The 23,815-nt window shown below is 58.9% G+C and carries 20 protein-coding genes and 1 tRNA gene; 6 read left to right on the top strand and 15 right to left on the bottom strand.

Features of this window, described 5'->3' with window-relative positions:
* The first annotated feature begins 82 nt into the window (after positions 1-82).
* Together ACZZZ4_RS17580 and ACZZZ4_RS17575 are read left to right on the top strand one after the other, a co-directional pair.
* Positions 83-4,873 (top strand): RHS repeat-associated core domain-containing protein, encoded by a 4,791-nt coding sequence (locus tag ACZZZ4_RS17580; RefSeq protein ID WP_463548319.1) that lies wholly within the window; start codon positions 83-85, stop codon positions 4,871-4,873.
* Positions 4,866-5,240 (top strand): hypothetical protein, encoded by a 375-nt coding sequence (locus ACZZZ4_RS17575; protein WP_039763870.1) that lies wholly within the window; start codon positions 4,866-4,868, stop codon positions 5,238-5,240. Before ACZZZ4_RS17580 ends, ACZZZ4_RS17575 begins: the two co-directional genes overlap by 8 nt.
* Before the next feature lie 68 nt (positions 5,241-5,308).
* Here the strand turns inward: ACZZZ4_RS17575 and ACZZZ4_RS17570 are convergent, their stop codons facing one another.
* From ACZZZ4_RS17570 to ACZZZ4_RS17540, 7 genes are all read right to left on the bottom strand, one after another.
* Positions 5,309-5,476 carry a hypothetical protein gene (locus ACZZZ4_RS17570; RefSeq protein WP_165368416.1) on the bottom strand — a complete coding sequence of 56 codons (168 nt, stop codon included), beginning with the start codon at positions 5,474-5,476 and terminating at the stop codon, positions 5,309-5,311.
* 118 nt (positions 5,477-5,594) lie between these two features.
* Entirely contained in the window at positions 5,595-6,014 is a 420-nt protein-coding gene (locus ACZZZ4_RS17565) for a YMGG-like glycine zipper-containing protein (protein WP_024012287.1), read from the bottom strand.
* A 135-nt stretch (positions 6,015-6,149) separates the two neighbouring features.
* The gene (locus ACZZZ4_RS17560) at positions 6,150-6,521 is read right to left on the bottom strand and encodes a bacteriocin (protein WP_123418714.1); all 372 of its coding nucleotides are present in this window, start codon (positions 6,519-6,521) and stop codon (positions 6,150-6,152) included.
* A 310-nt stretch (positions 6,522-6,831) separates the two neighbouring features.
* Positions 6,832-7,020, bottom strand: a complete 189-nt coding sequence (locus tag ACZZZ4_RS17555; protein WP_463548318.1) for a hypothetical protein — start codon at positions 7,018-7,020, stop codon at positions 6,832-6,834.
* Between the two features lie 163 nt (positions 7,021-7,183).
* Positions 7,184-7,795, bottom strand: coding sequence for an adenylyl-sulfate kinase (cysC, locus tag ACZZZ4_RS17550; RefSeq protein WP_415763194.1), 612 nt, complete (start codon positions 7,793-7,795; stop codon positions 7,184-7,186).
* A gap of 103 nt (positions 7,796-7,898) precedes the next feature.
* A complete protein-coding gene (locus ACZZZ4_RS17545; RefSeq protein WP_129999218.1) occupies positions 7,899-9,362 on the bottom strand; it encodes a hypothetical protein in 1,464 nt (487 codons plus the stop codon).
* Between the two features lie 234 nt (positions 9,363-9,596).
* Positions 9,597-9,686: transfer RNA gene (locus tag ACZZZ4_RS17540), tRNA-Ser, on the bottom strand.
* Positions 9,687-9,981: 295 nt separating this feature from the next.
* Here ACZZZ4_RS17540 and ACZZZ4_RS17535 point away from each other — a divergent pair.
* The 3 genes from ACZZZ4_RS17535 to ACZZZ4_RS17525 all read left to right on the top strand — a co-directional run bounded on the left by ACZZZ4_RS17535 (position 9,982) and on the right by ACZZZ4_RS17525 (position 12,719).
* Positions 9,982-10,671: a crotonase/enoyl-CoA hydratase family protein gene (locus ACZZZ4_RS17535; protein WP_039763863.1), complete on the top strand. Its 690-nt coding sequence runs from the start codon at positions 9,982-9,984 to the stop codon at positions 10,669-10,671.
* A 221-nt stretch (positions 10,672-10,892) separates the two neighbouring features.
* A complete protein-coding gene (locus tag ACZZZ4_RS17530) occupies positions 10,893-11,615 on the top strand; it encodes a lysophospholipid acyltransferase family protein (protein ID WP_463548317.1) in 723 nt (240 codons plus the stop codon).
* Between the two features lie 132 nt (positions 11,616-11,747).
* Entirely contained in the window at positions 11,748-12,719 is a 972-nt protein-coding gene (locus tag ACZZZ4_RS17525; RefSeq protein WP_463548316.1) for a magnesium and cobalt transport protein CorA, read from the top strand.
* A gap of 64 nt (positions 12,720-12,783) precedes the next feature.
* Here the strand turns inward: ACZZZ4_RS17525 and ACZZZ4_RS17520 are convergent, their stop codons facing one another.
* The 4 genes from ACZZZ4_RS17520 to ACZZZ4_RS17505 all read right to left on the bottom strand — a co-directional run bounded on the left by ACZZZ4_RS17520 (position 12,784) and on the right by ACZZZ4_RS17505 (position 18,224).
* Complete coding sequence (locus tag ACZZZ4_RS17520; protein ID WP_463548315.1) at positions 12,784-13,755, bottom strand: IS110 family RNA-guided transposase; 972 nt, start codon at positions 13,753-13,755, stop codon at positions 12,784-12,786.
* Positions 13,756-14,034: 279 nt separating this feature from the next.
* Complete coding sequence (locus ACZZZ4_RS17515) at positions 14,035-14,757, bottom strand: amidotransferase (protein WP_415763197.1); 723 nt, start codon at positions 14,755-14,757, stop codon at positions 14,035-14,037.
* A gap of 92 nt (positions 14,758-14,849) precedes the next feature.
* Positions 14,850-16,994 carry a 3-hydroxyacyl-CoA dehydrogenase NAD-binding domain-containing protein gene (locus tag ACZZZ4_RS17510; RefSeq protein ID WP_463548314.1) on the bottom strand — a complete coding sequence of 715 codons (2,145 nt, stop codon included), beginning with the start codon at positions 16,992-16,994 and terminating at the stop codon, positions 14,850-14,852.
* Positions 16,995-17,018: 24 nt separating this feature from the next.
* Entirely contained in the window at positions 17,019-18,224 is a 1,206-nt protein-coding gene (locus tag ACZZZ4_RS17505) for an acetyl-CoA C-acetyltransferase (protein WP_463548313.1), read from the bottom strand.
* Positions 18,225-18,801: 577 nt separating this feature from the next.
* Between ACZZZ4_RS17505 and ACZZZ4_RS17500 the strand changes: the two genes are divergently transcribed.
* Positions 18,802-19,623 carry a c-type cytochrome gene (locus ACZZZ4_RS17500; RefSeq protein ID WP_463549285.1) on the top strand — a complete coding sequence of 274 codons (822 nt, stop codon included), beginning with the start codon at positions 18,802-18,804 and terminating at the stop codon, positions 19,621-19,623.
* Positions 19,624-19,744: 121 nt separating this feature from the next.
* On the opposite strand, the gene ACZZZ4_RS17495 is transcribed toward ACZZZ4_RS17500, so the two are convergent.
* The 4 genes from ACZZZ4_RS17495 to ACZZZ4_RS17480 all read right to left on the bottom strand — a co-directional run bounded on the left by ACZZZ4_RS17495 (position 19,745) and on the right by ACZZZ4_RS17480 (position 23,741).
* Entirely contained in the window at positions 19,745-20,548 is an 804-nt protein-coding gene (locus tag ACZZZ4_RS17495; RefSeq protein ID WP_039763851.1) for a transglutaminase family protein, read from the bottom strand.
* Positions 20,545-21,495, bottom strand: coding sequence for an alpha-E domain-containing protein (locus ACZZZ4_RS17490; protein ID WP_039763849.1), 951 nt, complete (start codon positions 21,493-21,495; stop codon positions 20,545-20,547). The genes ACZZZ4_RS17495 and ACZZZ4_RS17490 overlap by 4 nt, the downstream gene beginning before the upstream one ends.
* 12 nt (positions 21,496-21,507) lie before the next feature.
* Positions 21,508-22,917, bottom strand: a complete 1,410-nt coding sequence (locus tag ACZZZ4_RS17485) for a circularly permuted type 2 ATP-grasp protein (protein WP_039763848.1) — start codon at positions 22,915-22,917, stop codon at positions 21,508-21,510.
* A 476-nt stretch (positions 22,918-23,393) separates the two neighbouring features.
* On the bottom strand, positions 23,394-23,741 hold the full coding sequence (locus ACZZZ4_RS17480; protein ID WP_463548312.1) for a ribonuclease E inhibitor RraB: 348 nt from the start codon (positions 23,739-23,741) through the stop codon (positions 23,394-23,396).
* Positions 23,742-23,815 lie beyond the last annotated feature (74 nt).

Genomic DNA, 23,815 nt, shown 5'->3' with positions numbered 1-23,815 from the left:
TGCCTACTTACCCGACTTCTTTCCTTTTTGATCCCCTGCAAAGTCCGCGCTCCCGTTTCTTCATATGCGCGAGCGACTGCGAATGTTTCAACCCGATCAGCTCCTGGCCCTGAACAACAGCATCGGACTGCTGGTGGTGGCCGCCCTGAATCCCCAGCAGCCCGATTTCGAAGCGCTGATCGATGAGTTCCGCCTGTGCCTGAACAACTACGACGCCTGGGCCGAACAGTTCTGGACCGGGACCGCGCTGGACATCGAGCAGGTGTTCAAGGTTGGCAATGACGTACAGCTGAGCGCGCCGATCACCTCGCGCGCACCTGTCAGCTCATCGGTGTTCATGTGTCCGGCCAGCGGGCCGCTGACCCTGGTGCATTTGTTTGAAGCCGCGCGCTTCGTGCCGATCGGCGACACCCCGGTGACCCTCGAACCGCTGCTCAGCGAAGTCGACGGCGTACAGACCTTCGGCGAACCACTGCGCCACACCATCGGCCCGAGCGGGATCCTCGAAGTGACCGATTGCATGCGCGGCCAGCGCTACCGCGTCACCTTCTTTCCCGATGTTTCCACTGCCCACGTGCGCGCTTTGTACGCCTCTTATCAAGGCGTCATCGCCGGTCTGGAAAACTGGCTGCGCGGCGAATGGACAGGTTTCGAGCCGCAGTGGACGGAGTTTTCCAGCGCCGGTTTTCTAGATCGTTACGGGCACTTGCAGCGGGCCGATTGGCGTGGCCTGGAAAAAGCCCTGAATGGCGTCTGGGATGACATTCAACAGCTGTTTGCCCTCCTCACCGATCTGCAGGAGCACAGCGCAAAGCTTCTGGAATACCTCAGCGAAGTCGAACTTGAGGCGCTGCTGGCGGCGTCCAGCGAGGCAATTGCCAACGCCTTGTTGATGCTCAGCGACGAGCCGTTGCTGTTCATTCATCTCGCCGCGTTCACCAGTTGGCTGAAGATGCTGCCGCCGCAATACCTCGCCGAAGTGGTGGCTGAAGTTCGCACCGAGTTGCTCATCAGTTTCCTGTTGATGCGCGTGGCGGGCGGTGCCGGCGTATCGCTGCGTTTGAGCAGCAAGGTCTTGGCGAAGATCAAGTCGCCACGGGCGCGGGAGTGGCTTGCCGCCTCAGCCCTGCGTCTGGCTGAGCTCACTTCGACGCCGGAGCTCAAGCAGCACGCGAGCACGCTGAAGCCGCTGATGTTTCATGCGCGCGAGGTGGAGCTGAAGCCGACACCGTCGATTCCGCTGAACATTCGCCAGGCCGACACAGTGGTGTTGAGCGTGCCGAATCCGGCGCCACTCGCGCGGGAAAAATCCCGAGGCATGGCCCGTCTTGAGCGCCACGAGCCCCACGACGACGTCCCCGACCAAGCAAAGAACCCCAACGGCGACGCCGCCGACTGCGTACCCAACACCTGTACCAACGGCTGCCCGGTGTCGATGGTCACCGGCGAAGAACTGCTGACCCTGACCGACGCGGTGCTCGATGGCGTGCTGCCCTTCGAGTTCACCCGCTTGTACCGCAGCAGCGCGGTCGAGATCGACATCGGCCTGGGTTTTGGCTGGAGCCATACGCTCGCGCATCGTCTGGCCTTCGATGGCGATGGCGTGACCTGGATCGACCACGAGAACCGCCGCACCCGCTTTCCCCTGCCCAACGTCGCGCGCCCGGCGATCCACAACAGCCTGTCGCGGGCGGCGATCTTTCTCGGTGATGAACCGGAAGAACTGATCCTTGCTCTGGCCGGCGACAGCGCGCGGTTCTATCACTTTCGCGCCGGCCGGCTGACCGCAATCAGCGATGTCTACGGCAATCGTCTGACCCTGCAACGCGATCGCTCCGACCGCATCCAGCGTCTGGACAACGGCGCCGGCCGCGCGCTGCTATTGCGTTATGACCGCACGCAACTGGTGGCAGTCGACTATCAGGTGTTCGTTCAGGGCGAGTGGATCACCGAGCAAAACCTCGCCACCTACAGCTTCGATGCCCGGCAACGGCTGCTGGTCGCGACCAACGCGGTTGGCGACAGCGAGCGCTACGACTACGACGATCACCACGTCATCCTCCAGCGCCAGTTGACTGGCGGCGCGAGCTTCTTCTGGGAGTGGCAGCGCGAGGGCAAAGCCGCCCGCTGCGTGAGGCACTGGGCGTCGTTCTCGCAGATGAACACCCGTTACGTCTGGAACGATGACGACGCCAGCGTGACCGTGCATTACGTCGACGGTACCGAAGAAGTCTACGTCCACGACGAGCGCGCGCGGCTGGTGCGCCAGGTCGCGGCCGATGGCGGCGAGCAGCTCAAGGCCTATGACGGGCAAGGCCGGTTGATCGCCGAGCAGGATGCTCTGGGCGCGGTCACCGAATACCGCTACGACGAAGTCGGACGGCTGATCGCGCTGATTCCACCAGACGATGCGCCAACGTCCTACGAGTACCGCAACGGTTTTCTCTACAAGCGTTGCCGAGGCGATGCGGTGTGGATCTATCGGCGCAACGCTGAAGGCGCCGTCACCGAAGCGGTCGACCCCGACGGCCAGGTCACCCATTACTACTACAACCTGCGTGGGCAGTTGTTGTCGCTGCGCTACCCGGACAGCAGCCGCCATCGCTGGGTGTGGAACGAGCTCGGCCAGCTCATCGAAGAAACCCTGCCCGATGGCGGCGTGCGGCGGTTCTCCTACGATGCATTGGGACGGCGGATTACCACCCAGGACGAATTTGGTGTTGTCAGCCGGCAGCAGTGGGACGCGGCCGGCCGACTGATCCTGACGACGTCTCCTACGGGCAGCACCCGCGCCTACAGCTACGGCGCCTACGGCCAGATCACCGCCGAACGCGATGAACTCGGGCGCATCACCCGCTACGAGTATGACGACGACCTGCACCTGGTCTCGCGGCGGATCAACCCCGACGGCACCCGCGTGCAGTATCGCTATGACCATGCGCGATTGCTGCTGACCGAGATTGAAAACGAGTCTGGGGGAAAGTATCGACTGGATTACACGCCGACCGGATTGATCCGCCAGGAAACCGGGTTTGATGGGCGACGCACCGCGTACGTTTATGACCTGAATGGTCGCCTGCTGGAAAAGACCGAGTTCGGCGAGCAGGGTTTATCGCTGGTCACCCAGTACCAGCGCGATGCGGCTGGAAGGTTGCAGGTCAAGACCCTGCCTGACGGGGTCAAGGTCCGTTATGACTACGACCGCCTCGGCCGGCTGATCGGTGTCGATGACGGCCAGAATCATCCGCTGGCCTTCGAGTACGACCGTCAGGACCGCTTGATCACCGAGCATCAGGGCTGGGGCACCTTGCGCTACGCCTATGACGCCTGCGGCCAGCTCAAACGCCTGCGCCTGCCGGACAACAGCAAGCTCGACTATCACTACGCCAAGGGCGGTGCCCTGAGCGCCATCGACCTCAACGGCACCCCGCTCACCCGCCACGTCTATCAATCCGGTCGCGAGCAGCAGCGTCAGCAAGGTTTGCTGCTCAGCGAATATGCCTACGACGACCAGGGCCGTTTGCTCGCCCACGCCGTAGGCCATCGCCATTCCTCGCTGTACCGCCGCGATTATACCTACAGCGCCAACGGCAATCTCGAGCACATCGCCGACAGCCGCCACGGCCAGCGCACTTACGGCTACGACGCCCTCGACCGGTTGATCCGCGTACGTCACTCACGCGACGAACTGCCCGAATCCTTCGCCCACGACCCGGCCGGCAACCTGCTGATGCAGGACCGCCCCGGTCCTGCGCAGATCAAGGGCAATCGCCTGCTGATGCAGGGCAACCGTCATTACGACTACGACGCCTTCGGCAACCTGATCCGCGAACGTCGTGGCCACGGCCAGACCCTGGTCACCGAATACCGCTACGACTGCCAGCACCGCCTGATCGGCCTGACCCGCCCCGACGGCCAGACCGCCACGTATCAATACGACGCCTTCGGCCGGCGCATCCGCAAAACCGTCGACGACGCCGTCACCGAATTCTTCTGGCAAGGCGAACACCTCGTCGCCGAAAGCAGCGCCACGCAATACCGCAGCTTCCTCTACGAACCCGGCACCTTCCGCCCACTCGCGATGCTGGATGGCAAAGGCCCGAAAAAGGCCTGCCCGTTCTACTACCAACTCGACCACCTCGGCACCCCGCAGGAACTCACCGACTACAGCGGCGAAATCGTCTGGTCCGCGCAATACGACGCCTACGGCAAAGTCGCCGCCGTCACCCTGGCCGGCGAAGACTATCTGGACCAACCGCTGCGCTTTCAGGGGCAGTACTTCGACATTGAAAGCGGCCTGCACTACAACCGCCATCGTTATTACGACCCGAGATTGGGGCGGTATCTGACCCCGGACCCGGTGAAGCTCGCGGGTGGGTTGAACCAGTACCAGTACGTGCCGAATCCGACGGGGTGGGTGGATCCGTTGGGGTTGACGTCCAACTGCCCGCCGCCGAATAAACCTGGGTGTGATGTTCCGGGGGCGAGTGATGGGGTTAAGGTTGATGAGGGGGAGCCCGCAGTCCCCGCACCTAGGTCACCGCCCGAAAATTTTGGCAGCAATGAAAAATTGGCCGGGCACTATGAAAAACATGGGGCAGAGTTCAACGCGACGAGCCAGGAAGAGTACCTGTCTACTGCGAGAATGGTTATAAATCACGGCACGCGAATTGAGTACGAGTACAAGGGCGAAGCCCGATCAGGTTATCTGCGTCTTATGGGAACCAATAGAAAGGGCGAGGCAAAATTCGCTTTCGTAGGTACCAATAATAAAAATGAAATCACGACGCTCCACGCCAAGAGTGGAAAAGAATTATGGCGAACAATAAATGGAGCCGGGAAAGACAAAACGGTGAGACCTGCAGATGATTAAAAAGTATCTGGTAAATATCGTTGAAATTGACCCCATGATTGAGGAGATGGTCCTGCTTAGCGTCAACGGTGTGACTGTTAGATGTTTCGCAGGCCACTGCCCGTCAGTCATCGAAGTAGGTGAGACCTACTCAGCCGAGTTCGAAATGGTGCTACCGGACGAAATTGACATCGCAAAATGTGAAAACAGCGAAACATATGTCGAGATGCTTGACGACGGTTTCTCATGCGAGATTCAGGGGCGCTTAGAAGGCGATACGCTCAAGTCGTTCGTCGAATTTGCGGATCAAGATATCCACTTCGATTTTCCGCACCTCAATGGTCAGTTTGTAAAAATCAGAGCACAAAGAATCGACGTCTCGTTCTGAGGAACAGATTTTCTGCAGGGCCTGCTGAGTCAGGCCCTTAAACCATCATTCAAACCCTCAGCACCCCCTCACTTCTCATCCCCATCCTCCTCATACTCCATATCCGCCTCATCCGCATCGTTCAACGGCACCGTCGCATCATCCATCAGCGAGCCCGGATCTTCGTTCCCCGGGTCATTGATAAACGGCAATCCACTCGGGCCCTTCTCTTCTTTGCCTTCGGTTTCGGGAGTCATGGCGCACCTCTTGAGCGTGTGGGATGTATGACGTTCGAAAAGCCCTGCCGCCAATCGTTCCTCTGCCTGACGGCCAGACACGAAAAACCCGGCGCCAGGCCGGGTTTCCGTTGATCAATCAGCGATGTTTATTTTTGTGTTTGTTCTTGTGCTTGTGGCCGCCGGAATGAGATCCGCCATCGTCGTCGCCAAGATTGTTACCTACCGCGCCGCCTGCTGCGCCGCCCAGGCCCGCGCCGATGGCGGAGCCGGTGGAGCCGCCGAGGCTGTTGCCGACGACCGAGCCGCCTGCTGCGCCCAGACCGCCACCAATCGCGGCTTCGGTGCGGTTGCGTTTGTTCGCGCCGACGGCACTGCCCGCCGCGCCGCCGACACCTGCGCCGACCGCCGCGCCCGTGCTGCCGCCAAGTTGTCCGCCAACCACATTACCCAGCGCACCGCCGAGACCACCGCCTACGGCAGCGGTGCCATCTCCGGCCGCCATCGCGCCCTGCGCCACGACCAGGCCAAAAAACAGTGCAGATAATGACAATCGCATATAAACCTCGCAGTTCCCGAATCGGGACAGTCCGCCCAAGCGGGGCGTATGCAGATTGGAGATGATTTCGCACGAAACGTTCAGCCATGAAAAAGCCCGACATCGAGTCGGGCTTTTTCTGACAGGCCATCAGTCTCAGTGGCGCTTGTGGCCTTTGCCCAGGTTGCTGCCGACTGCGCCGCCGGCCGCACCGCCCAGACCTGCACCGATGGTGGCGCCGTTGCGGCCGCCCAGGCTGTTGCCTATCACCGAGCCACCGGCTGCACCGACACCACCGCCGATTGCTGCCTTGGTGCGGCTGCCCTTGCGTGCTGCGACTGCACTGCCCGCTGCGCCCGCGACACCAGCGCCAATTACCGCGCCTGTGCTGCCGCCCATTTTCTGACCGACCACGTTACCCAGCGCGCCACCGAGGCCACCGCCCAGCGCCGCGGTGCCATCACCGGCAGCCATCGCACCTTGAGCAACCAGAAGGCCAAGAACCAACGCAGGCAATGTTAAACGCATGACGAAAACCTCAAATAAACAGGATGACGAGAAGGAGCGGGATTTAATGTGTTCGGCGCAGGAAAGTCCAGACGCAGACGGCAGCGTCGATTGGACCGCGCACAGGGAAAAGGTTTTATACCGGACAAAAAAAGCCCGCTGGGGAGACGGGCTGGAGACTTGCTTTCTAACGGATGGCTTCACCCTACGTTGACCAACGTGAAAAGTTTGTGAAAAAAACCGACATTAATGTCAACGCCCGCCAGGCATTTCCGATCCGCACTCCCGCGCACGTAAAAAACCCCGTTCAGTGACGGGGTACGGGATGAAATCACTTTCTGGCCCTTGCCGTGACCCTGGGCAGGAATTTCGCTTTCGGCCCTTTCGGGGCCGTGGATTTGATTTTGATGGTGCTCACCGGATCTTCGCCAAAACCCGACTGATACTCCGTTTGACCGCAGCGCACACAGTTGTTGAAGGAAAACTCAGCGCCATCGTCTTCGATATATGGACCTGTCATAGCCTCTCCCCTGCGGAACCGGGCCGATACTGGCAAAACTGTTTTGCCTGAAAAATATCGACCTCCGAGGATTTTGAGACTAGCCGGTCATTCCGGGACTAGCCGTACACGGAGCCTGGTCTCCGACGAGCGGAGGATCCGCTCCAATTGGACAATTGGAGCCCTATCGCCCAAGACCGTTGGCCTTGGAGACGATTTCCTCTACGCAGGCCGAGACTGACATTTGACTTGCATCGAAAACCAAGGCGGGAGATTCAGGCACTTCGTAAGGTGCGCTGATCCCCGTAAACTCCGGGATCAGACCAGCGCGGGCCTTGCGATAAAGTCCCTTCGGATCCAGCCGCTCACATACATCGAGTGGCGTGTTCAGATAGACCTCAAGAAAACGCTCGTCGCCAATGATGGATCGTGCTTTTTCACGGCTCACTCTGGTCGGAGAGATACATGCCACCATCACGGTGATACCCGCGTCATTCATCAAACGCGCTACTTCAGCGATACGGCGAATATTTTCGGAGCGATCCTCAGCACTGAAACCCAAGTCGCTGCAAAGTCCGTGACGAACATTATCGCCATCCAGCACGAAGGCAGGCTTGCCACTTTCAATCAGCTTTTTTTCAATCGCGAACGCCAGCGTCGATTTGCCTGAACCGCTCAATCCGGTAAACCAAATGGTAAAAGGCTTCTGCGCCACGGCACGCTCCCGATCACTGGGAGCAACTTGCGTAGGGTGCAGAACGACATTCTCAGGCACGCTGTTTTTTTCGCTTGTCATACGTTTCCTCATCTCGCGTAGAGTCTGAGTTCAAACACGTTGGTCTTGAGCGGCAACTCGCCGCTCAAAAGCCGTAGATCGGGCCAGACATCATGATTGACCGTTATTCGATAAACCGGCTGATAGTCGATCCGATCCAGCGAATACCCAATGAGCCCTCGAGAAAAGGCAGCCTGGCTGCGTCTACGGTAAGACGCCATTCGTCATTCAGATAAAATTCCAGCCCTGCTTCACTCGCTACCACGCGAACGTCACCGCTATGAGGAAGTCCCGTCACCTGCACATCGGGCTCGGGATTCCAGTGCGCGCCATCATTTGTCCAAAGTACCAGTCCGGCCTCGACATCATTGATAGGCTGTATCAGCAGTGCGTTCATATCCGTGTCACCGCCACTGCCTTGATAAGTCACCACCGCAACGTGAGAATCGGTAGATGGCGTGTCCAACGAATAACTGAACGCCAGGCTGCGTTGTGCTTGCGAAACGTCTTCAATCTTCTTGATCAGACACAGGTTACCAAGGATGGCCTCTTTGCCGCCGTCTTCGAGTGTCTTCGGCACGCCGTAGACGAGTTCGACGCCCGCCCACTCCTGCTGAATGTTTTTCGAACGCTGGCAAGCAGCCAGACGCTCTTCAGACTTACGGTTGAACAGACTTCGCTCGAACAACTCCGATACAAACGGAAAAGTATGGCCGTGGTGAGCATAGTCTTTTACGTTCAACAAGCGGACTTCGTTGACGGCGCCGTAAGGACCAAGGCAGATGTAGTCCAGTGCTTTATAGGTGCCCCGTTCCAGAACCCACAAACCGCTCATGGAGCTGCGGCGCAAATCACGTCCGGTCATCTGGCTTTCTCCCACCAGCATGATGTCGGACGAAACGGCCAGGCCTCGCGTATAGATTGGACTCCCCGACTCCCAGAGAACTTCGTTGCTTTCCAGATCGATCAGCGCACCGATATTGCTGTGGCAGGCAATTTTCTGCCCTTCGTCCGATACCCACACATTGTGCAGGCCCGTACGTCGCTCAATGGGCTTGACACTGACCAGCTCCAACGCCGGATAAGTCAGTACTGCCATTAACGAACCGTTATGGTGGCCGTGAGCGATGACATAAAGATGACCATCTTTTTCGAATACGGAATTGAGATGATCGCCGGTGATTTCTTCCAGTGAAAGACGATCCCAGCGAACGTTGCTCAGCCGCTTTTCCTGAAAATGCCCGGGCTTTTCCAGGTCGACCACAGTGATCGCGTTACGTCCGGTGTTGGTACACACCACGCGACCGTCAGATGCGCAGAGCAGCTGGTGTGGTTCCGAGAGAAAGGTTTCGGAATGGAAACTACCGTGCGAAAGAAATCCCACTTCTGAGGTCGCGTAGGTCTGGATATCCTTCAGCTTTACGTTATCCAGCCCAGAGTGGCTGAGCACAAAATCCTTGCCCCCCGGAAACCATGAAACGCCGTAGTATTCAGTGCGTTCGTTCTCGAGCGGGATAACTTTTCTGGAATGCACCTCGACGAGGAGCAAATATCCTGTGGTCGCAACGACTGCAAATAGCGGTTCCACTACTCTCTACCTCAGTAATGTAAATCTCGACCCTTGTTGATGCAGCGAGTGACGCAGAGCCATGAATGCGGCCATTCTAACTGGTCAGTACAATAGTTCAACGCCAACAAAACCGGATTTCGACCCCTGCGCGCAGCCGATCAATGAGCAGCAAATGATGACCGAGCAATTTTCGAACACGCAGAAAGCAAAAAACCCGACCTCTTTCGAAATCGGGTTTTTTGATATTCAATGTGGCGGTGAAGGAGAGATTCGAACTCTCGATACAGTTTCCTGTATACACACTTTCCAGGCGTGCTCCTTAAGCCACTCGGACACTTCACCGTATCTCTGCAGACATGTTCTGTCTGTCGAGGCGCGCTAATGTAGTCGAAAGCTTTCCTGATGGCAAACTTTTTTCAGAATTTTCATGCGCTTAAGAGAGCACGCTGCGTTCGGTCGGTGAGCACGATGGCAAACCCGCCAATCTCGGGTGAGGCGCGCGCTTCCTTTATAGAAGGCAAGAGGTGTGCGGCGCAGGCTGAACGCCGAAATGGTGACCGGCAGGTCAGTCACGGCGCTTTACCTGGCCTGCGACGGTGGGTAACGTCTGCCCATCTTTCTAATAAGGAATAGCGTCATGAGCGAGTTGATTGCCTACCACCTCGAAGACGGTATCGCGACCCTGACCCTGAACAATGGCAAGGTCAACGCGATTTCTCCGGATGTGATTGCGGCGTTTAACGCGGCGCTGGATCAGGCGGTGGCGGATCGCGCCGTGGTGATCATTACCGGGCAGCCGGGGATTCTGTCGGGTGGTTATGATCTGAAGGTGATGACCGCCGGCCCGAAAGAAGCCGTTGCGCTGGTAACGGCCGGTTCGACCCTGGCCCGCCGTCTGCTCTCTCACCCGTTCCCGGTGATCGTTGCTTGCCCGGGGCACGCTGTGGCCAAGGGCGCTTTCCTGCTGTTGTCCGCCGATTACCGCATTGGTGTCGACGGCCCGTTCAGCATCGGTCTGAACGAAGTGCAAATCGGCATGACCATGCACCACGCCGGTATCGAGCTGGCGCGTGATCGCTTGCGGCGTTCGGCTTTCCATCGCTCGGTGATCAATGGCGAGATGTTCGATCCGCAAAGTGCCGTTGATGCAGGCTTCCTCGACAAAGTCGTCACTGCCGAAGAATTGCAAGGCGCCGCGCTGGCTGCCGCGCGTCAGTTGAAGAAGATCAACATGCTGGCGCACAAGAACACCAAACTCAAAGTGCGCAAGCAGCTGCTGGAAACCCTCGATGACGCCATTGTCCAGGATCAGCAGCATTTAGGCTGATTCGTCCGAGATCTGCGCGCTAGCGAAAAGCCCGAACCTCGTGTCGGGCTTTTTCTTACGTGCCGCGTTGAATATTCACTGAAAGCTCTAGGACGCGCCTGACAAGCAGTGCTGAAACATGCGCTTAAACATCGGCCATCTCCGGAGTCTATAGCGGCAATTGCCGAAAACAGTGCACATCCGTACACTGCGCCACCTTTCGTCCCGGTGGGCCTGTAAAAATGCTGTTCGTGCTTCGTATGTTGTTGATGGGCCTGCACTTTATTTTGGCCGGCGTGCTGGGTGTGATCCTTGGATTGTGCCGCCCGTTCCACCCGGACAACAGTCGACTCTGCGCCCGCCTCTACGCTTTGCCGGCGATGTGTATCTTGCGTTTGCGGGTCAGGTCCGAGGTCAACGGCTTGATGAACAAGCCCGACAGTTGCGTGATCATCGCCAACCATCAGTCCAACTACGATCTGTTCGTCTTCGGCAATGTCGTCCCCCGCCGCACCGTGTGTATCGGCAAGAAAAGCCTGAAGTGGGTGCCGTTGTTCGGTCAGTTGTTCTGGCTGGCCGGCAATGTGTTGATCGACCGTGGCAATGCGCACAAGGCGCGGCAGTCGATGCTGACGACGACCCACACCTTGCAGAACGAAGACACCTCGATCTGGGTGTTTCCGGAAGGCACCCGCAACCTCGGTGAAGATTTGTTGCCGTTCAAGAAAGGCGCGTTCCAGATGGCGATTGCCGCCGGCGTGCCGATCGTTCCGGTGTGCGTGAGCAGCTATATCAAGCACATGCGCCTGAATCGCTGGCGCAGTGGCAACGTTCTCATACGTTCCTTGCCGGCGATTCCTACAGTCGGATTGACCATGGACGACATGCCCATGCTGATCGAGCGATGCCGCGAGCAGATGCGCGAGTGCATCGAATCGATGGATCGGCAACTGCAAGCCGCGTGAAACAAGACCCGCCCTGTGCGGGTTTTCTTTTGCCGGGTGAACTGTAGAAGTTTCAGTGACTCTCAAGCAGCGACACGGCTAAGCTGAAGCCTTGTTCCCCTGCCATCTGCCAAGAAGAAGTGAATCACCACCATGGGTCGAGTTGTTGCTGCTGCGGTGTACAGCGAGGGTAAGAAAGTCACCAATATTGCGCTGGACGAAGGTGCTGCCTGGGCGGCCAAACCCGGGCACTTCGTGTGGATCGGTCTGGAAGAACCGGATGCACAGGAATTATCCAACCTGCAACGTCAGTTCAACCTGCATGAACTGGCGATCGAAGACGCGCTGGAAAAACACAGCCGACCGAAACTGGAAACCTTTGGTGACGCTCTGTTTATCGTCACCTACTCGCCGGTCCGCGAAAACGGCGTTTTGCAATTTATCGAAACGCATATCTTCGCCGGCAGGGGTTACATCATCACTGCACGCAACGGCCATTCCGCGTCGTACGCCTATGTGCGGCAACGCTGTGAAGCGCGCCCTTTGTTGCTTGAGCACGGGGAGGATTTCGTCCTGTATGCGCTGCTCGATTTCGTCATCGAGAACTATCAGCCGGTGGGCGAAGCGATCCACGCCGAGATCGATGAGTTGGAGCGCAACGTGCTGTGCAGCGCCCTCAACGAGCGAGACATCCAGAAGCTGCACGGTTTGCGCCGTGATGTGGTGCGCTTGCGCCGATATGCGGCGCCGATGGTGGAAATCGGCGAAGAGCTGCAAAAGCTCAGCTTCCCGTTCATCGACAAGAACATGCGCCCGTACTTTCGCGATGTGCAGATCCACGTGACGCGGCAGATGGAAGACCTGACCACGCTGGCGGACATTGCCAGCCAGACCATCGAGATTGGCGTGTTGCTCGAGGCATCACGGCAGAGCGTGGTGCAGCGCAAGTTTGCAGCGTGGGCGGCAATTCTCGCGTTCCCGACAGCGGTGGCGGGGATTTACGGGATGAACTTCCAGAACATGCCGGAATTGACCTGGCATTACGGTTATTTTGCGGTGCTGGGGTTTATTGCGGTGGGGTGTGTGAGTTTGTGGGCGAGTTTCAAGAAGTCGGGCTGGTTGTAGAAAGCAAATGATCGCAGCCTTCGGCAGCGCCTACAGAATGTCAGTGTAGATACCGTCTTGAGCCTCACCGGGCAAGCGCAAGTTTCGGGTCATATGGCAGTCCAGACTTGAGCACTCCGTAAACGAAGTGCAGCAGCTTGCGCATTGCTGCGCAGATGATCTGCTTGGGGGCCTTGCCGTTGGCCTCCAGGCGTTCTTTCATCGCCTTGATCGCCTTATTGTGTTTCAGCGCCACCATGCCAGGCATGTAGAGGCCTGCACGCAGCCGTGCCGACCCTACTCTTGAGATCAGGGTATGACCTTTGAGCTTTCCTGATTCCTGCAGCTTTGGATTGAGCCCTGCAGCAGCGACCAGTTGGCGAGGATCACTGTATTTGCGCAAGTCACCCAGTTCGGCCAGCAATCGTTCAAGCGTTTTTTGTCCGATGCCGTCGATGGTGACGATGAGATCCCGCATCTGACGCATATCCGGGTCGTCATCGATGTGTTTTTTGATCGCCTTGTGCGTTTCTACGATCTCTTTTTCAATATGGCGCAGAACGGAGTTGATCGAGTCTTTGACCTTTTCGTCGGAAACGTCCAGACGATTAAGCTCCATTTGTTCCATTTCCTGAAGGTCATCCAAGCGGCGCACCATTGCTTTCAACTGGCGGTATTTCAGCGGCTCAGGCGCCCATGGGTGAAGTTTTTGGTCTTTTTCCCGGGCAAAGTCGGCGATCAGTTTGGCATCACTTTTATCAGTCTTGATGCGGCGCAGTTCGCTGTCAGCGTACGCTTTGGTCGTAGCCGGGTTCACGACGCAGACCCGGAAGCCTTTGTTGTAAACGAACTCCGCGAGTTCCAAGTGGTAAACGCTCGTGGCTTCCATCACGATCAGGGCCGAACGCTCGGCGTTTTTTTCTAGCCACGCCTCAAACTCTTTAAAGCCCTTTGGATCGTTGGCCAGCTTGGCCTTGGTTTTGTGCTTGCCGTTGGGCAGGTGTGTAGCGATATCAAAAGTGTTCTTTGCGATGTCGACGCCAACGAAACCGGACATGATCGTTTCTCCACTTGTTCCCTGTTGCGATCATCACGTCACTCTGTCCAACCTTGCGAATGCGGGCTCTCGCCGCAGGCGGGCCCAAGATACCGTGCGAACTGTACGAGTGAGTGTGGAGGGCTGGAGCACGATCTACGTCACAGGCAAAAAGCCTAAGGAGCTGCGCGGCTTCCAAGTCCCTCCCTCGATGATCAGTCGAGAACTATCGCTCCTGACGGAGCGTTAGTCGAGATACAAGGAGCTGCCGAAGGCTGCGATCTTTTGATCTTGCAACTGTCAGGCAGCTTCTGGTTTGTGCGCCACAAACCGCATCATCCACTCCGCTACCGTAGCGCCGTGGTGCTCCTGCTCAAGGCTTGCCACACCCTTGCTGTAGATCTGCGAGCCCAGCGCTTCCTGGCGCAGGTCGAGCAGCGCGCGCGAGTAATCGTGAATGAATTCCGGGTGGCCCTGAAAGCACAGCACCTGGTCGTTGATGTGATACGCCGCGAACGGGCAGAAATCGCTGGAGGCGATCACCGTCGCATTCTCTGGTAGTTCGGTTACCTGATCCTGGTGGCTGATCAGCAGTGTCAGCTCTTCGCGCACCGGGCTCATCCACGGTGCTTTGGCCGCCAGCTTGTAGTTGTGGGTGCCGACGCCCCAACCCTGGGATGCGCGCTCGCTCTTGCCACCAAGCAGCAGCGCCAGCAATTGATGGCCGAAGCACACGCCGAGCAATTTGTCGCCGCGTTCGTAGCGATTCAAAAGATAGGTTTTGAGGGTCTGGATCCATGGATCCGTGCCGAACGAATCAGCCTTGCTACCGGTGACCAGATACGCATCGAAGGTTTGGTCGTCGCTTGGGTATTCGCCATTCACCACGTTATAGACGGTGAACTCAGCGGCGATGGGTTGTTGCGAGAACAGGCGCTGGAACATCTGCCCATAGCCCTGATATTGGTCAATCAATTCGGGCCGCAGGATGTCGGTTTCGAGAATGCAGATGCGCAACGACATAAAAAATACCTGACACATGATGGGAATAATGAACACCCCAGAGCCTGCCTTGAAACACGTGGCCAAGGCAAGCCCCGAAATGCTCGCTCGCCCTAGAACATTTCACCTTTCGCCGCTTTGTCCAGCAGCAGCGCTGGCGGGGTAAAACGCTCGCCGTACTGCTCGGCCAGATACTGCGCGCGGGCGATGAAGTCCTTCAGGCCATACTGGTTGATGAACTGCAGCGCACCGCCGGTCCACGCGGCGAAACCGATGCCGAAGATCGAGCCGACGTTGGCGTCCGCCGTCGAGGTCAGCACGCCCTCCTCCACGCAACGCACGGTCTCGATGGCCTGGACAAACAACAGCCGATCACGCACATCCTTCGCAGAGATCTGTCCGTCGGCCTTCTCGAAGCGCGTTTTCAGCTCCGGCCATAAATGCTTCTGGGCACCGGCTGGATACTCATAAAAACCGCCCCCGGCAGCTTTGCCCGGTCGTTTGAATTCACTGAGCATCAAGTCAATCACAGCAGAGGCCGGGTGCTCAATCAGCAGTTTCCCCTCTGCTTGTAAGTCCTTGGCCGTCTGCTGACGGATATGGCTCATCAGACTGAGGGAAACTTCGTCGGAGATTGCCAGAGGCCCGACCGGCATTCCGGCCTTGCGCGCTTCGGTTTCGATCATCGGCGCACTGACGCCTTCGCCAAGCATGGCAATGCCTTCGTTGGTAAACGTGCCGAACACCCGCGAGGTAAAGAAGCCGCGACTGTCGTTAACCACGATCGGAGTTTTCTTGATTTGCAGAACGAAATCGAAACCGCGAGCGAGGGTTTCGGCGCTGGTCTGCGCACCTTTGATGATTTCCACCAGCGGCATTTTTTCTACCGGACTGAAGAAATGCAGGCCGATGAATTTGCTTTGATCGGGCACCGCCGTCGCCAGACCGGTGATCGGCAGCGTCGACGTATTGGAAGCAATGACCGCTTCGCCGCCCACGACCTGTTGCGCGGCGGCGGACACCCCGGCTTTGAGTTGGCGATCTTCGAACACCGCTTCGATGATCAGATCGCAACCGGCCAGATCGGCATCGCTTTCGCTCGCAACGATCCGCGCCAGCACCGCTTCGCGCTGTTCGGCAGTCATTTGGCCACGGGCAACTTTCTTATCAAGCAGCGCTGCGGAATGCGCTTTGCCCTTCTCGGCAGCGGCAAGGTTGATGTCCTTGAGCACGACGTCGATACCGGCCGAGGCGCTGACAAACGCGATGCCTGCGCCCATCATTCCGGCGCCGAGCACACCGACTTTGCGGGTTTTATAGGGTGCAAAACCTTGCGGCCTGGAACCGCCGGCGTTGATCTCGTTCAGTTGAAACCAGAACGTACCGATCAGATTTTTCGAGATCTGCCCGGTCGTCAGCTCGGTGAAGTAGCGGGTTTCGATCAGGTGCGCGGTGTCGAAATCGACCTGAGCGCCCTCCACCGCCGCGCATAGAATCTTCTCTGGCGCTGGCAACGTGCCTTGGGTTTTCGCGCGCAGGATCGATGGCGCGATCGCCAGCATCTGCGCCACTTTCGGGTTGGATGGCGTGCCGCCAGGAATCTGGTACCCCTTGACGTCCCAGCGTTGCACTGCCGCCGGATTGGCCATAATCCACGCGCGCGCCTTGGCCAACAATTCGTCTGGATCCGCTGCCAACTCATCGATCAGCCCGGCCTGCAACGCCTGTTGCGGGCGCACCTTCTTGCCTTCAAGCAAGTACGGCAGGGCTTTTTCGAGGCCGAGCATGCGCACCATGCGCACCACCCCGCCGCCGCCCGGCAGCAGGCCCAGGGTCACTTCCGGAAGACCGAGTTGCACCGAGGCGTCATCAACAGCAATGCGGTGGTGACAGGCCAGACAGATTTCCCAGCCGCCACCCAGCGCAGCGCCGTTGATCGCCGCGACCACCGGTTTACCGAGGGTTTCCAGGCTGCGCAATTGCGCCTTGAGGGTCAGCACCATGTCGTAGAAGGCTTTGGCTTCGGGCTTGCCGACCTTGATCAGCTCATTGAGGTCGCCGCCGGCAAAGAAGGTTTTCTTCGCCGAAGTGATGATGACTCCGGCGATGCTGTCTTTCTCCGCCAGCAAACGGGCAACGCAAGCGGCCATCGCCTCGCGATACACGGCGTTCATGGTGTTGGCGCTCTGGCCCGGCATGTCCATGGTCAGCACGACGACGCCGTCCTGGCCTTTTTCGTAACGAATGGCTTCGCTCATAACAAGATTCCTTGAAGTCGGGGCTCAGAGGCGTTCGATGATGGTGGCGATGCCCATGCCGCCGCCGACACACAGCGTCGCCAGGCCGTAGCGCAGATGCCGCGCCTCCAGTTCATCAAGCAGGGTGCCGAGTATCGCGCAACCGGTGGCGCCCAGCGGGTGACCCATGGCGATCGAGCCGCCGTTGACGTTGACCTTGTCCGGGTCAACCGCCATGTCCTTGATGAACTTCAATACCACCGAGGCGAACGCTTCGTTGACCTCGAACAAATCGATGTCCTCAACACGCAGTCCGGCCTTGGCCAGCGCTTTGCGGGTCGCCGGCGCCGGGCCGGTGAGCATGATGGTCGGGTCGGTACTGGTGACGGCCGTGGCGACGATGCGCGCCCGTGGCTGCAGGCCCAGCGCGCGCCCCTTGGCTTCGGAGCCGATGAGCATCAGCGCCGCACCGTCGACAATGCCGGAACTGTTGCCCGGCGTGTGCACATGGTTGATACGCTCGACGTGGCTGTAAACCCGCAACGCCGTGGCGTCGAAGCCCATCTGGCCGATCATTTCGAAGCTCGGTTTAAGTTTGCCCAAGCCTTCGAGAGTCGATTCGGCGCGGATGAACTCATCGTGATCAAGCAGGATGATGCCGTTCTGATCCTGCACCGGCACCAGCGACTTGTTGAACGAGCCGTCGGCCCGCGCTCGTGCGGCTTTTTGCTGCGAGGACAGCGCGTAGGCATCGACATCCTGGCGACTGAAGCCTTCGAGGGTGGCGATCAGGTCGGCGCCGACGCCTTGCGGGGTGAAGTGGCTGTGCAGGTTGGTCTGCGGGTCCAGCGCCCAGGCGCCGCCATCGCTACCCATCGGCACCCTCGACATCGATTCGACGCCGCCAACCACCACCAGATCCTCGAAGCCTGAGCGCACTTTCATAGCGCCAAGATTCACGGCTTCCAGACCCGAAGCGCAGAAACGGTTGATCTGTACGCCGGCGACGCTGACATCCCAATCGGCTACTTGCACCGCCGTCTTGGCGATGTCGGAACCTTGATCGCCGATCGGCGTGACGCAGCCGAGAACCACATCATCGACCTGACTGGTATCCAGCGCCGTGCGCACCTGTAAAGCACTCAGCAAACCCGCCACCAGGTTGACCGGCTTCACGCTGTGCAGCGCGCCATCGGCCTTGCCTTTGCCACGCGGGGTGCGCAACGCATCGAAAATCAACGCTTCAGTCATGACGTCCTCGAACCTGATTTATTGTCACTTCACTTTCGCCCTGCGCCGACTGGCAAGCAATGACCACATTGCTCAAAGCGCTTGACGCACACGCTCAGACGGACGGTCATCCGGCATGAGGTGAACCGGTTCAGGTCGTCGAGTTGTCTAGCCAGCGGGCGGCAAAGAAGCTGGCAATACGCCTCATGCTTTTTTTAAAGCTTTTCTCAAGCTCTCCATATGAAATGGATCTAAGCCAAGACTGACGTGGGCCCTAAGGTGAACATGTACGCCATCGTCGTCGGGTTTTGCCGAGACGGGCGTTCTTCAACAGGAAGTGCAACGCGTGCCGTCATGGATATGCAGTCAGGCATGCATCAGGAAATAACAATAAAGGCGGTCAAGCCATGTTCAAACAACCGAAAGTACGTCAAGCGGGACTCATTCTTTTTGCCACGACGCTGTTGTTGATCTTGCCGAATCTGACCAAGGTCATCGGCTGATTCAAACGTCGCGTGCTGTACATCGCCACCTAAAATGTGACTGGCCCGCTACCCGGGCCAGCGTGGTTGTGCCAACCTTTGCGCACTTCAACGACATGGACGGCGATCATTTGAAAACGCTCATTGCGCTCGGTGCCTTGCTGCTGAGCTTGCCCTTGTCCGCCGCACAACTGGATCTGCAGTTGGGCGCAAACAGCCGCACCTGGCAGACCGAAGAGCTGCTCAAGCATCCTCAGCTGCAAATTCTCACGATCAACAATGATGTTTCCTACAAGAAGGACATGACCTATCAAGCCGTGCCGCTGGCCGCACTGCTGACGGGGGTCAAGCGGGAGGATCACTTGCAGGCGGTGGCGCTGGATGGCTTTGCCGCAGAGTTGGCCGCTGCGCCCTTGTTGAACAAGGACGGCGCACGCGCATGGCTGGCAATCGAGGACCCGGCGCGGCCGTGGCCGCCGCTGTCTGCCGGCAAGCACAGCGCCGGGCCGTTCTATCTGGTCTGGACCGATCCGCAGGCCGGCAATATCAGCCCCGAACAGTGGCCGTTCGAGGTCGCCAGCATCAAGTTGCTGGCGCCAGTGGCCCAACGCTTCCCTGCCCTGCTGCCCGATCCCGTCTTGAAGGCCGATGATCCGGTGAACAAGGGTTTTGCCCTGTTTCAGAAGAACTGCCTGGCCTGTCATCGATTGAATGGTGCTGGCGATGCGCAGTTCGGGCCGGATCTGAATATTCCGTATAGCCCGACCGAGTATTTTGGGGCGGATTTCTTGAAGCGTTACATCCGCGATCCGCAGAGTTTGCGCCAATGGCCGCAGGCGAAGATGCCCGGGTTTTCGGCGCAGGTGTTGCCGGATGGAGACCTTGAAATGCTTGTGGGCTATCTCAAGCACATGGCCGGCCGCAAAGTTAAGCCGTAAGCCTTAGGGTGTTATTACTGGCCTCTTCGCTGGCAAGCCAGCTCCCACAGGGTGTGCGCAGAGTTCGAATCAGCGGTCATCCTGTGGGAGCTGGCTTGCCAGCGATAGCGGTATCCCGAATCTATTGTTGCTGCACGGAAATAACGGGCGTCGGCGAGACGAACACCTTCGCATGCATCTGCTCGCAGCCGCCGCCCCGGCGCATGCCGCGTACCGGGCAGGCATCGAGATAATCCAGACCCACCGCCAGCTTCAGATGTCGCTCCGGGCGCGCCAGTTGGTTGGTCACGTCGAAGCTGTACCACGCGTCGTCCAGCCACGCTTCTGCCCAGGCATGACTGGCCAGATGCTCGCAATCTTCGCTGTACAGATAACCCGACACGTAACGCGACGGCACGCCAAGGCTGCGCGCGCAGGCAAGAAAAGCATGCGTATGGTCCTGACAGACGCCGGAGCGCCCGGCGAAAGCTTCGGCGGCGCTGGTGTCTACCTCGGTCGAGCCGGGCGTGTAGGTCATGTGCTGATTCAGACCGTGCATCAAGTCGATCAGCGCGGTGCGATCACGCCGTTGCTTGCAGTTCTTCCCGGCAAACTCGCGCAAGGCCTCATCGGCTTCGGTCAGGCGCGTGAAGCGCAGGAACGGCAGCGCCGACTGACTTTCATGTTCAGCTTCGCGCAGTTCATCGATATCGACCTGACCACGGGCGCCAATGATGATCGCTTCGTGCGGCTCGTCCATGGTCAGCACATGCAGGATATTGCCGAACGGATCGAGCTGCGCACGCACCGGGCGCGGCAGGTCGAGTTGCCAACTGAGGACATGCTGGCGCTCGCTGTCGTGGGGCGTCAGGCGCAGGTACTGGATGCTCGCGCGCACCTGATCTTCATAGTGATAGGTGGTCTCGTGGCTTATGGAAAGTCTCATGCAGCCTCCAGGTAGGAACTGTGAATAGCGTTGCCCAACTGGCGCACCAGCGGGATGAATTCGGTCAGCCAGGCGTGCAGGCCTTCTTCGAGGATTTCGTTGATGCCGGTGTAGCGCAGGCGCGCGTCCATTTCCGCCGCCAGGCGTTGTGCCGGTCGGCCGTTGGCGCCGGGCAGTTGCGCGAGGATCTGGTCGATCTCTTCGGTACAGGCACGCAGCGAACGCGGCACATCGGCGCGCAACAGCAGCAGTTCGGCCACATGCCGGGCGCCGGGCGCGTCGCGATAGATTTCCGTGTAGGCCTCGAACGAAGACAAGGCGCGCAGCAGCGCACTCCACTGGTAATAGGCATGCGCGGTGCCATCGCTCACCGCTTCGGCCTGATCGCCGGCCATTTCGTAGCGGGCATCAAGCAGGCGCAGCGTGTTGTCCGCGCGTTCGATGAACGTGCCCAGACGGATAAAACGAAACGCGTCGTTGCGCATGATCGTGCCGTAGGACGCGCCACGGAACAGGTGCGAACGCTCCTTGATCCATTCGCAGAAACGGCTCATGCCGTAGCGGCTCAGACCCTGTTCGGCGATGCCGCGAATTTCCAGCCAGGTGGCGTTGATGTTTTCCCACATGTCGGCGGTGATTCGCCCGCGCACGGCATGGGCACTGGCTCGCGCCGAGCCGAGGCAGCTGTAAATGCTCGCCGGGTTGGCCGCGTCCAACGCAAAGAAATGCAGCAGACGCTCGGCGTGCAGATCACCGTGGCGTTCAAGGTAATCATCAAGGGTGCCGGTAATGAGCAACGGCATGGCGAGTTCGTGCAGCCCGTCGCCGCGCCCGTCCTGCGGCATCAGCGACAGCGAATAACTGATGTCGAGCATGCGCGCGAGATTCTCCGCACGCTCCAGGTAACGCGACATCCAGTACAGATCCGAGGCAGTTCTACTTAACATGGCACGCTTCCTTCAATCCTCGACTACCCAGGTGTCCTTGGTGCCGCCGCCCTGGGAGGAATTCACCACCAGGGAGCCTTCACGCAACGCGACCCGGGTCAAACCGCCAGGCACCACCCGGGTTTCGCGCCCGGAAAGCACGAACGGACGCAGGTCGATATGGCGTGGCGCGATGCCGTTTTCGACAAAGGTCGGACAAGTTGACAGCGATAGCGTCGGTTGCGCGATGTAGGCATGGGGTTTGGCTTTGATGCGCTCACGAAAGGCATCGATTTCCGCCGTCGTCGCGGCCGGCCCGACCAGCATCCCGTAACCGCCGGAGCCCTGTGTTTCCTTGACCACCAGATCGGGAAGATTGGCCAATACGTGGGACAGCTCGGAGGGGTTGCGGCATTGCCAGGTCGGCACGTTTTTCAGAATCGGCTCTTCGTCGAGGTAGAAACGGATCATGTCGGTGACAAACGGATACACCGATTTATCGTCCGCCACGCCGGTGCCGATGGCGTTGGCCAGTACCACGTTGCCGGAACGATAGGACGACAGCAGCCCCGGCACGCCGAGCATCGAGTCCGGGTTGAATGCCAGCGGATCGAGGAAGGCATCGTCGAGGCGGCGATAGATCACGTCCACCGCTTTCGGGCCATCGGTGGTGCGCATGAATACCTTGTCGTCGCGCACGAACAGATCCGCACCTTCGACCAGTTCCACGCCCATTTCCCGCGCCAGAAAGGCATGTTCGAAGAACGCGCTGTTGAAGCGTCCCGGCGTCAGCACCACTACGCTGGGATTGTCGATCGGGCTGGAGCTTTTCAGGGTGTCGAGCAGCAGGTTGGGGTAGTGATCGATCGGGGCAATACGCTGGGCGGCGAACAGTTCGGGGAACAGGCGCATCATCATCTTGCGGTCTTCGAGCATGTAGCTGACGCCGCTGGGTGTGCGCAGGTTGTCCTCGAGGACGTAATAAGTGCCATCGCCGTCGCGCACCAGATCGACGCCGGAGATGTGCGAGTAGATGTCGCGGTGCAGATCCAGGCCCTGCATCGCCAACTGGTATTGCTCGTTGGCCAGCACCTGTTCGGCGGGAATGATCCCGGCCTTGATGATGCGCTGCTCGTGATAGAGGTCGGCGAGAAACATGTTCAACGCCTTGACCCGCTGAATACAGCCGCGCTCGACAATCCGCCATTCACTGGCGGGGATGCTGCGGGGAATGGTATCGAACGGAATCAGGCGCTCGGTGCCCTGCTCGTCGCCATAGAGCGTAAAGGTGATCCCGGCACGGTGGAACAGCAGATCGGCCTCGCGGCGGCGCTGCGCGAGCAACTCGTCGGGCGTCTCGGCCAGCCAGCGGGCAAATTCCCGGTAATGCGGGCGGACCAGGCCGCCGGCATCGTACATTTCATCAAAATAGGTGCGGATCATGCCGTACTCCTTGTCACTCCGGACATACAGGCCTTCGCAAGGCCCGTGCCATCGGCATAAACGCTTTTAATTCAATCGGTTGTAGATCTATGCCGCAGACCGCGCACCATTCCTGTGCGGCAAATGCCCCGGCCCGATTGCCCCCGCTTCATTGCGACGCACTGCATCGCCTATCACCAGCATAGTCAGAGTTGATTTCACTGCGCGGTCGCGACTGCGGATAATCCGCGCATTCGCTGCAGAACTTCCCCGGCACGCCGCCGCGAAGTAGACAGCTCAACTGATCTGAACTGCCTTGGCAGCCCCGTCCCGACAGGACTTTATCGCGTACCCGTCTTCCCTTTTAGCCACCCTCTCCGGTGGCTTTTTTTGCCCGGGATTCTTGTTTCAGGGTTTTGCCACTGCGATGTGCAGAAGCCAGAAACGACAACGGCCGACCCGAAGGTCAGCCGTTGCCCGATACAAAATGCTCAATATCAATTCAGGCGGTAACGATTGCGCACCTCCTGCTTCACGCCCCAACCCTCGATAATGCCGCCCAGCGGTTCGACCACGGCAGAAAAGCCTTGCTCGAAATCGCCGATGTCGTCATAGGTTGCGTACATCACTTTGCTCAATTCCAGCGACCAGGCGCCGTCGTCGCGCGCACTGACCTGGGCATTGATGGATTCACCGCGAAATTTGCCTGCTGCCCTGCGCGCCCGCTCCTCGTCCGGGAAAATCGCGTGGAACTCGATGGGATGGAACCGGGAAAAATCGAAACCGCCTTCTTTCATGCGGCGCAGAACGTTGCTGCTGATGTCTTCTTGATAGGCTGTGCTCATGAATCGTCCCCCTCGATTGATGGATAGACTTTCCGTATTCCCGCCCCGGGCCTTTTGGCCTAAGTACTACGGCA

This window comes from Pseudomonas sp. AC252, assembly GCF_979258105.1.
Note: the sequence above shows the minus strand (reverse complement) of the source record. Positions and strands in the feature narration are given on the sequence as shown.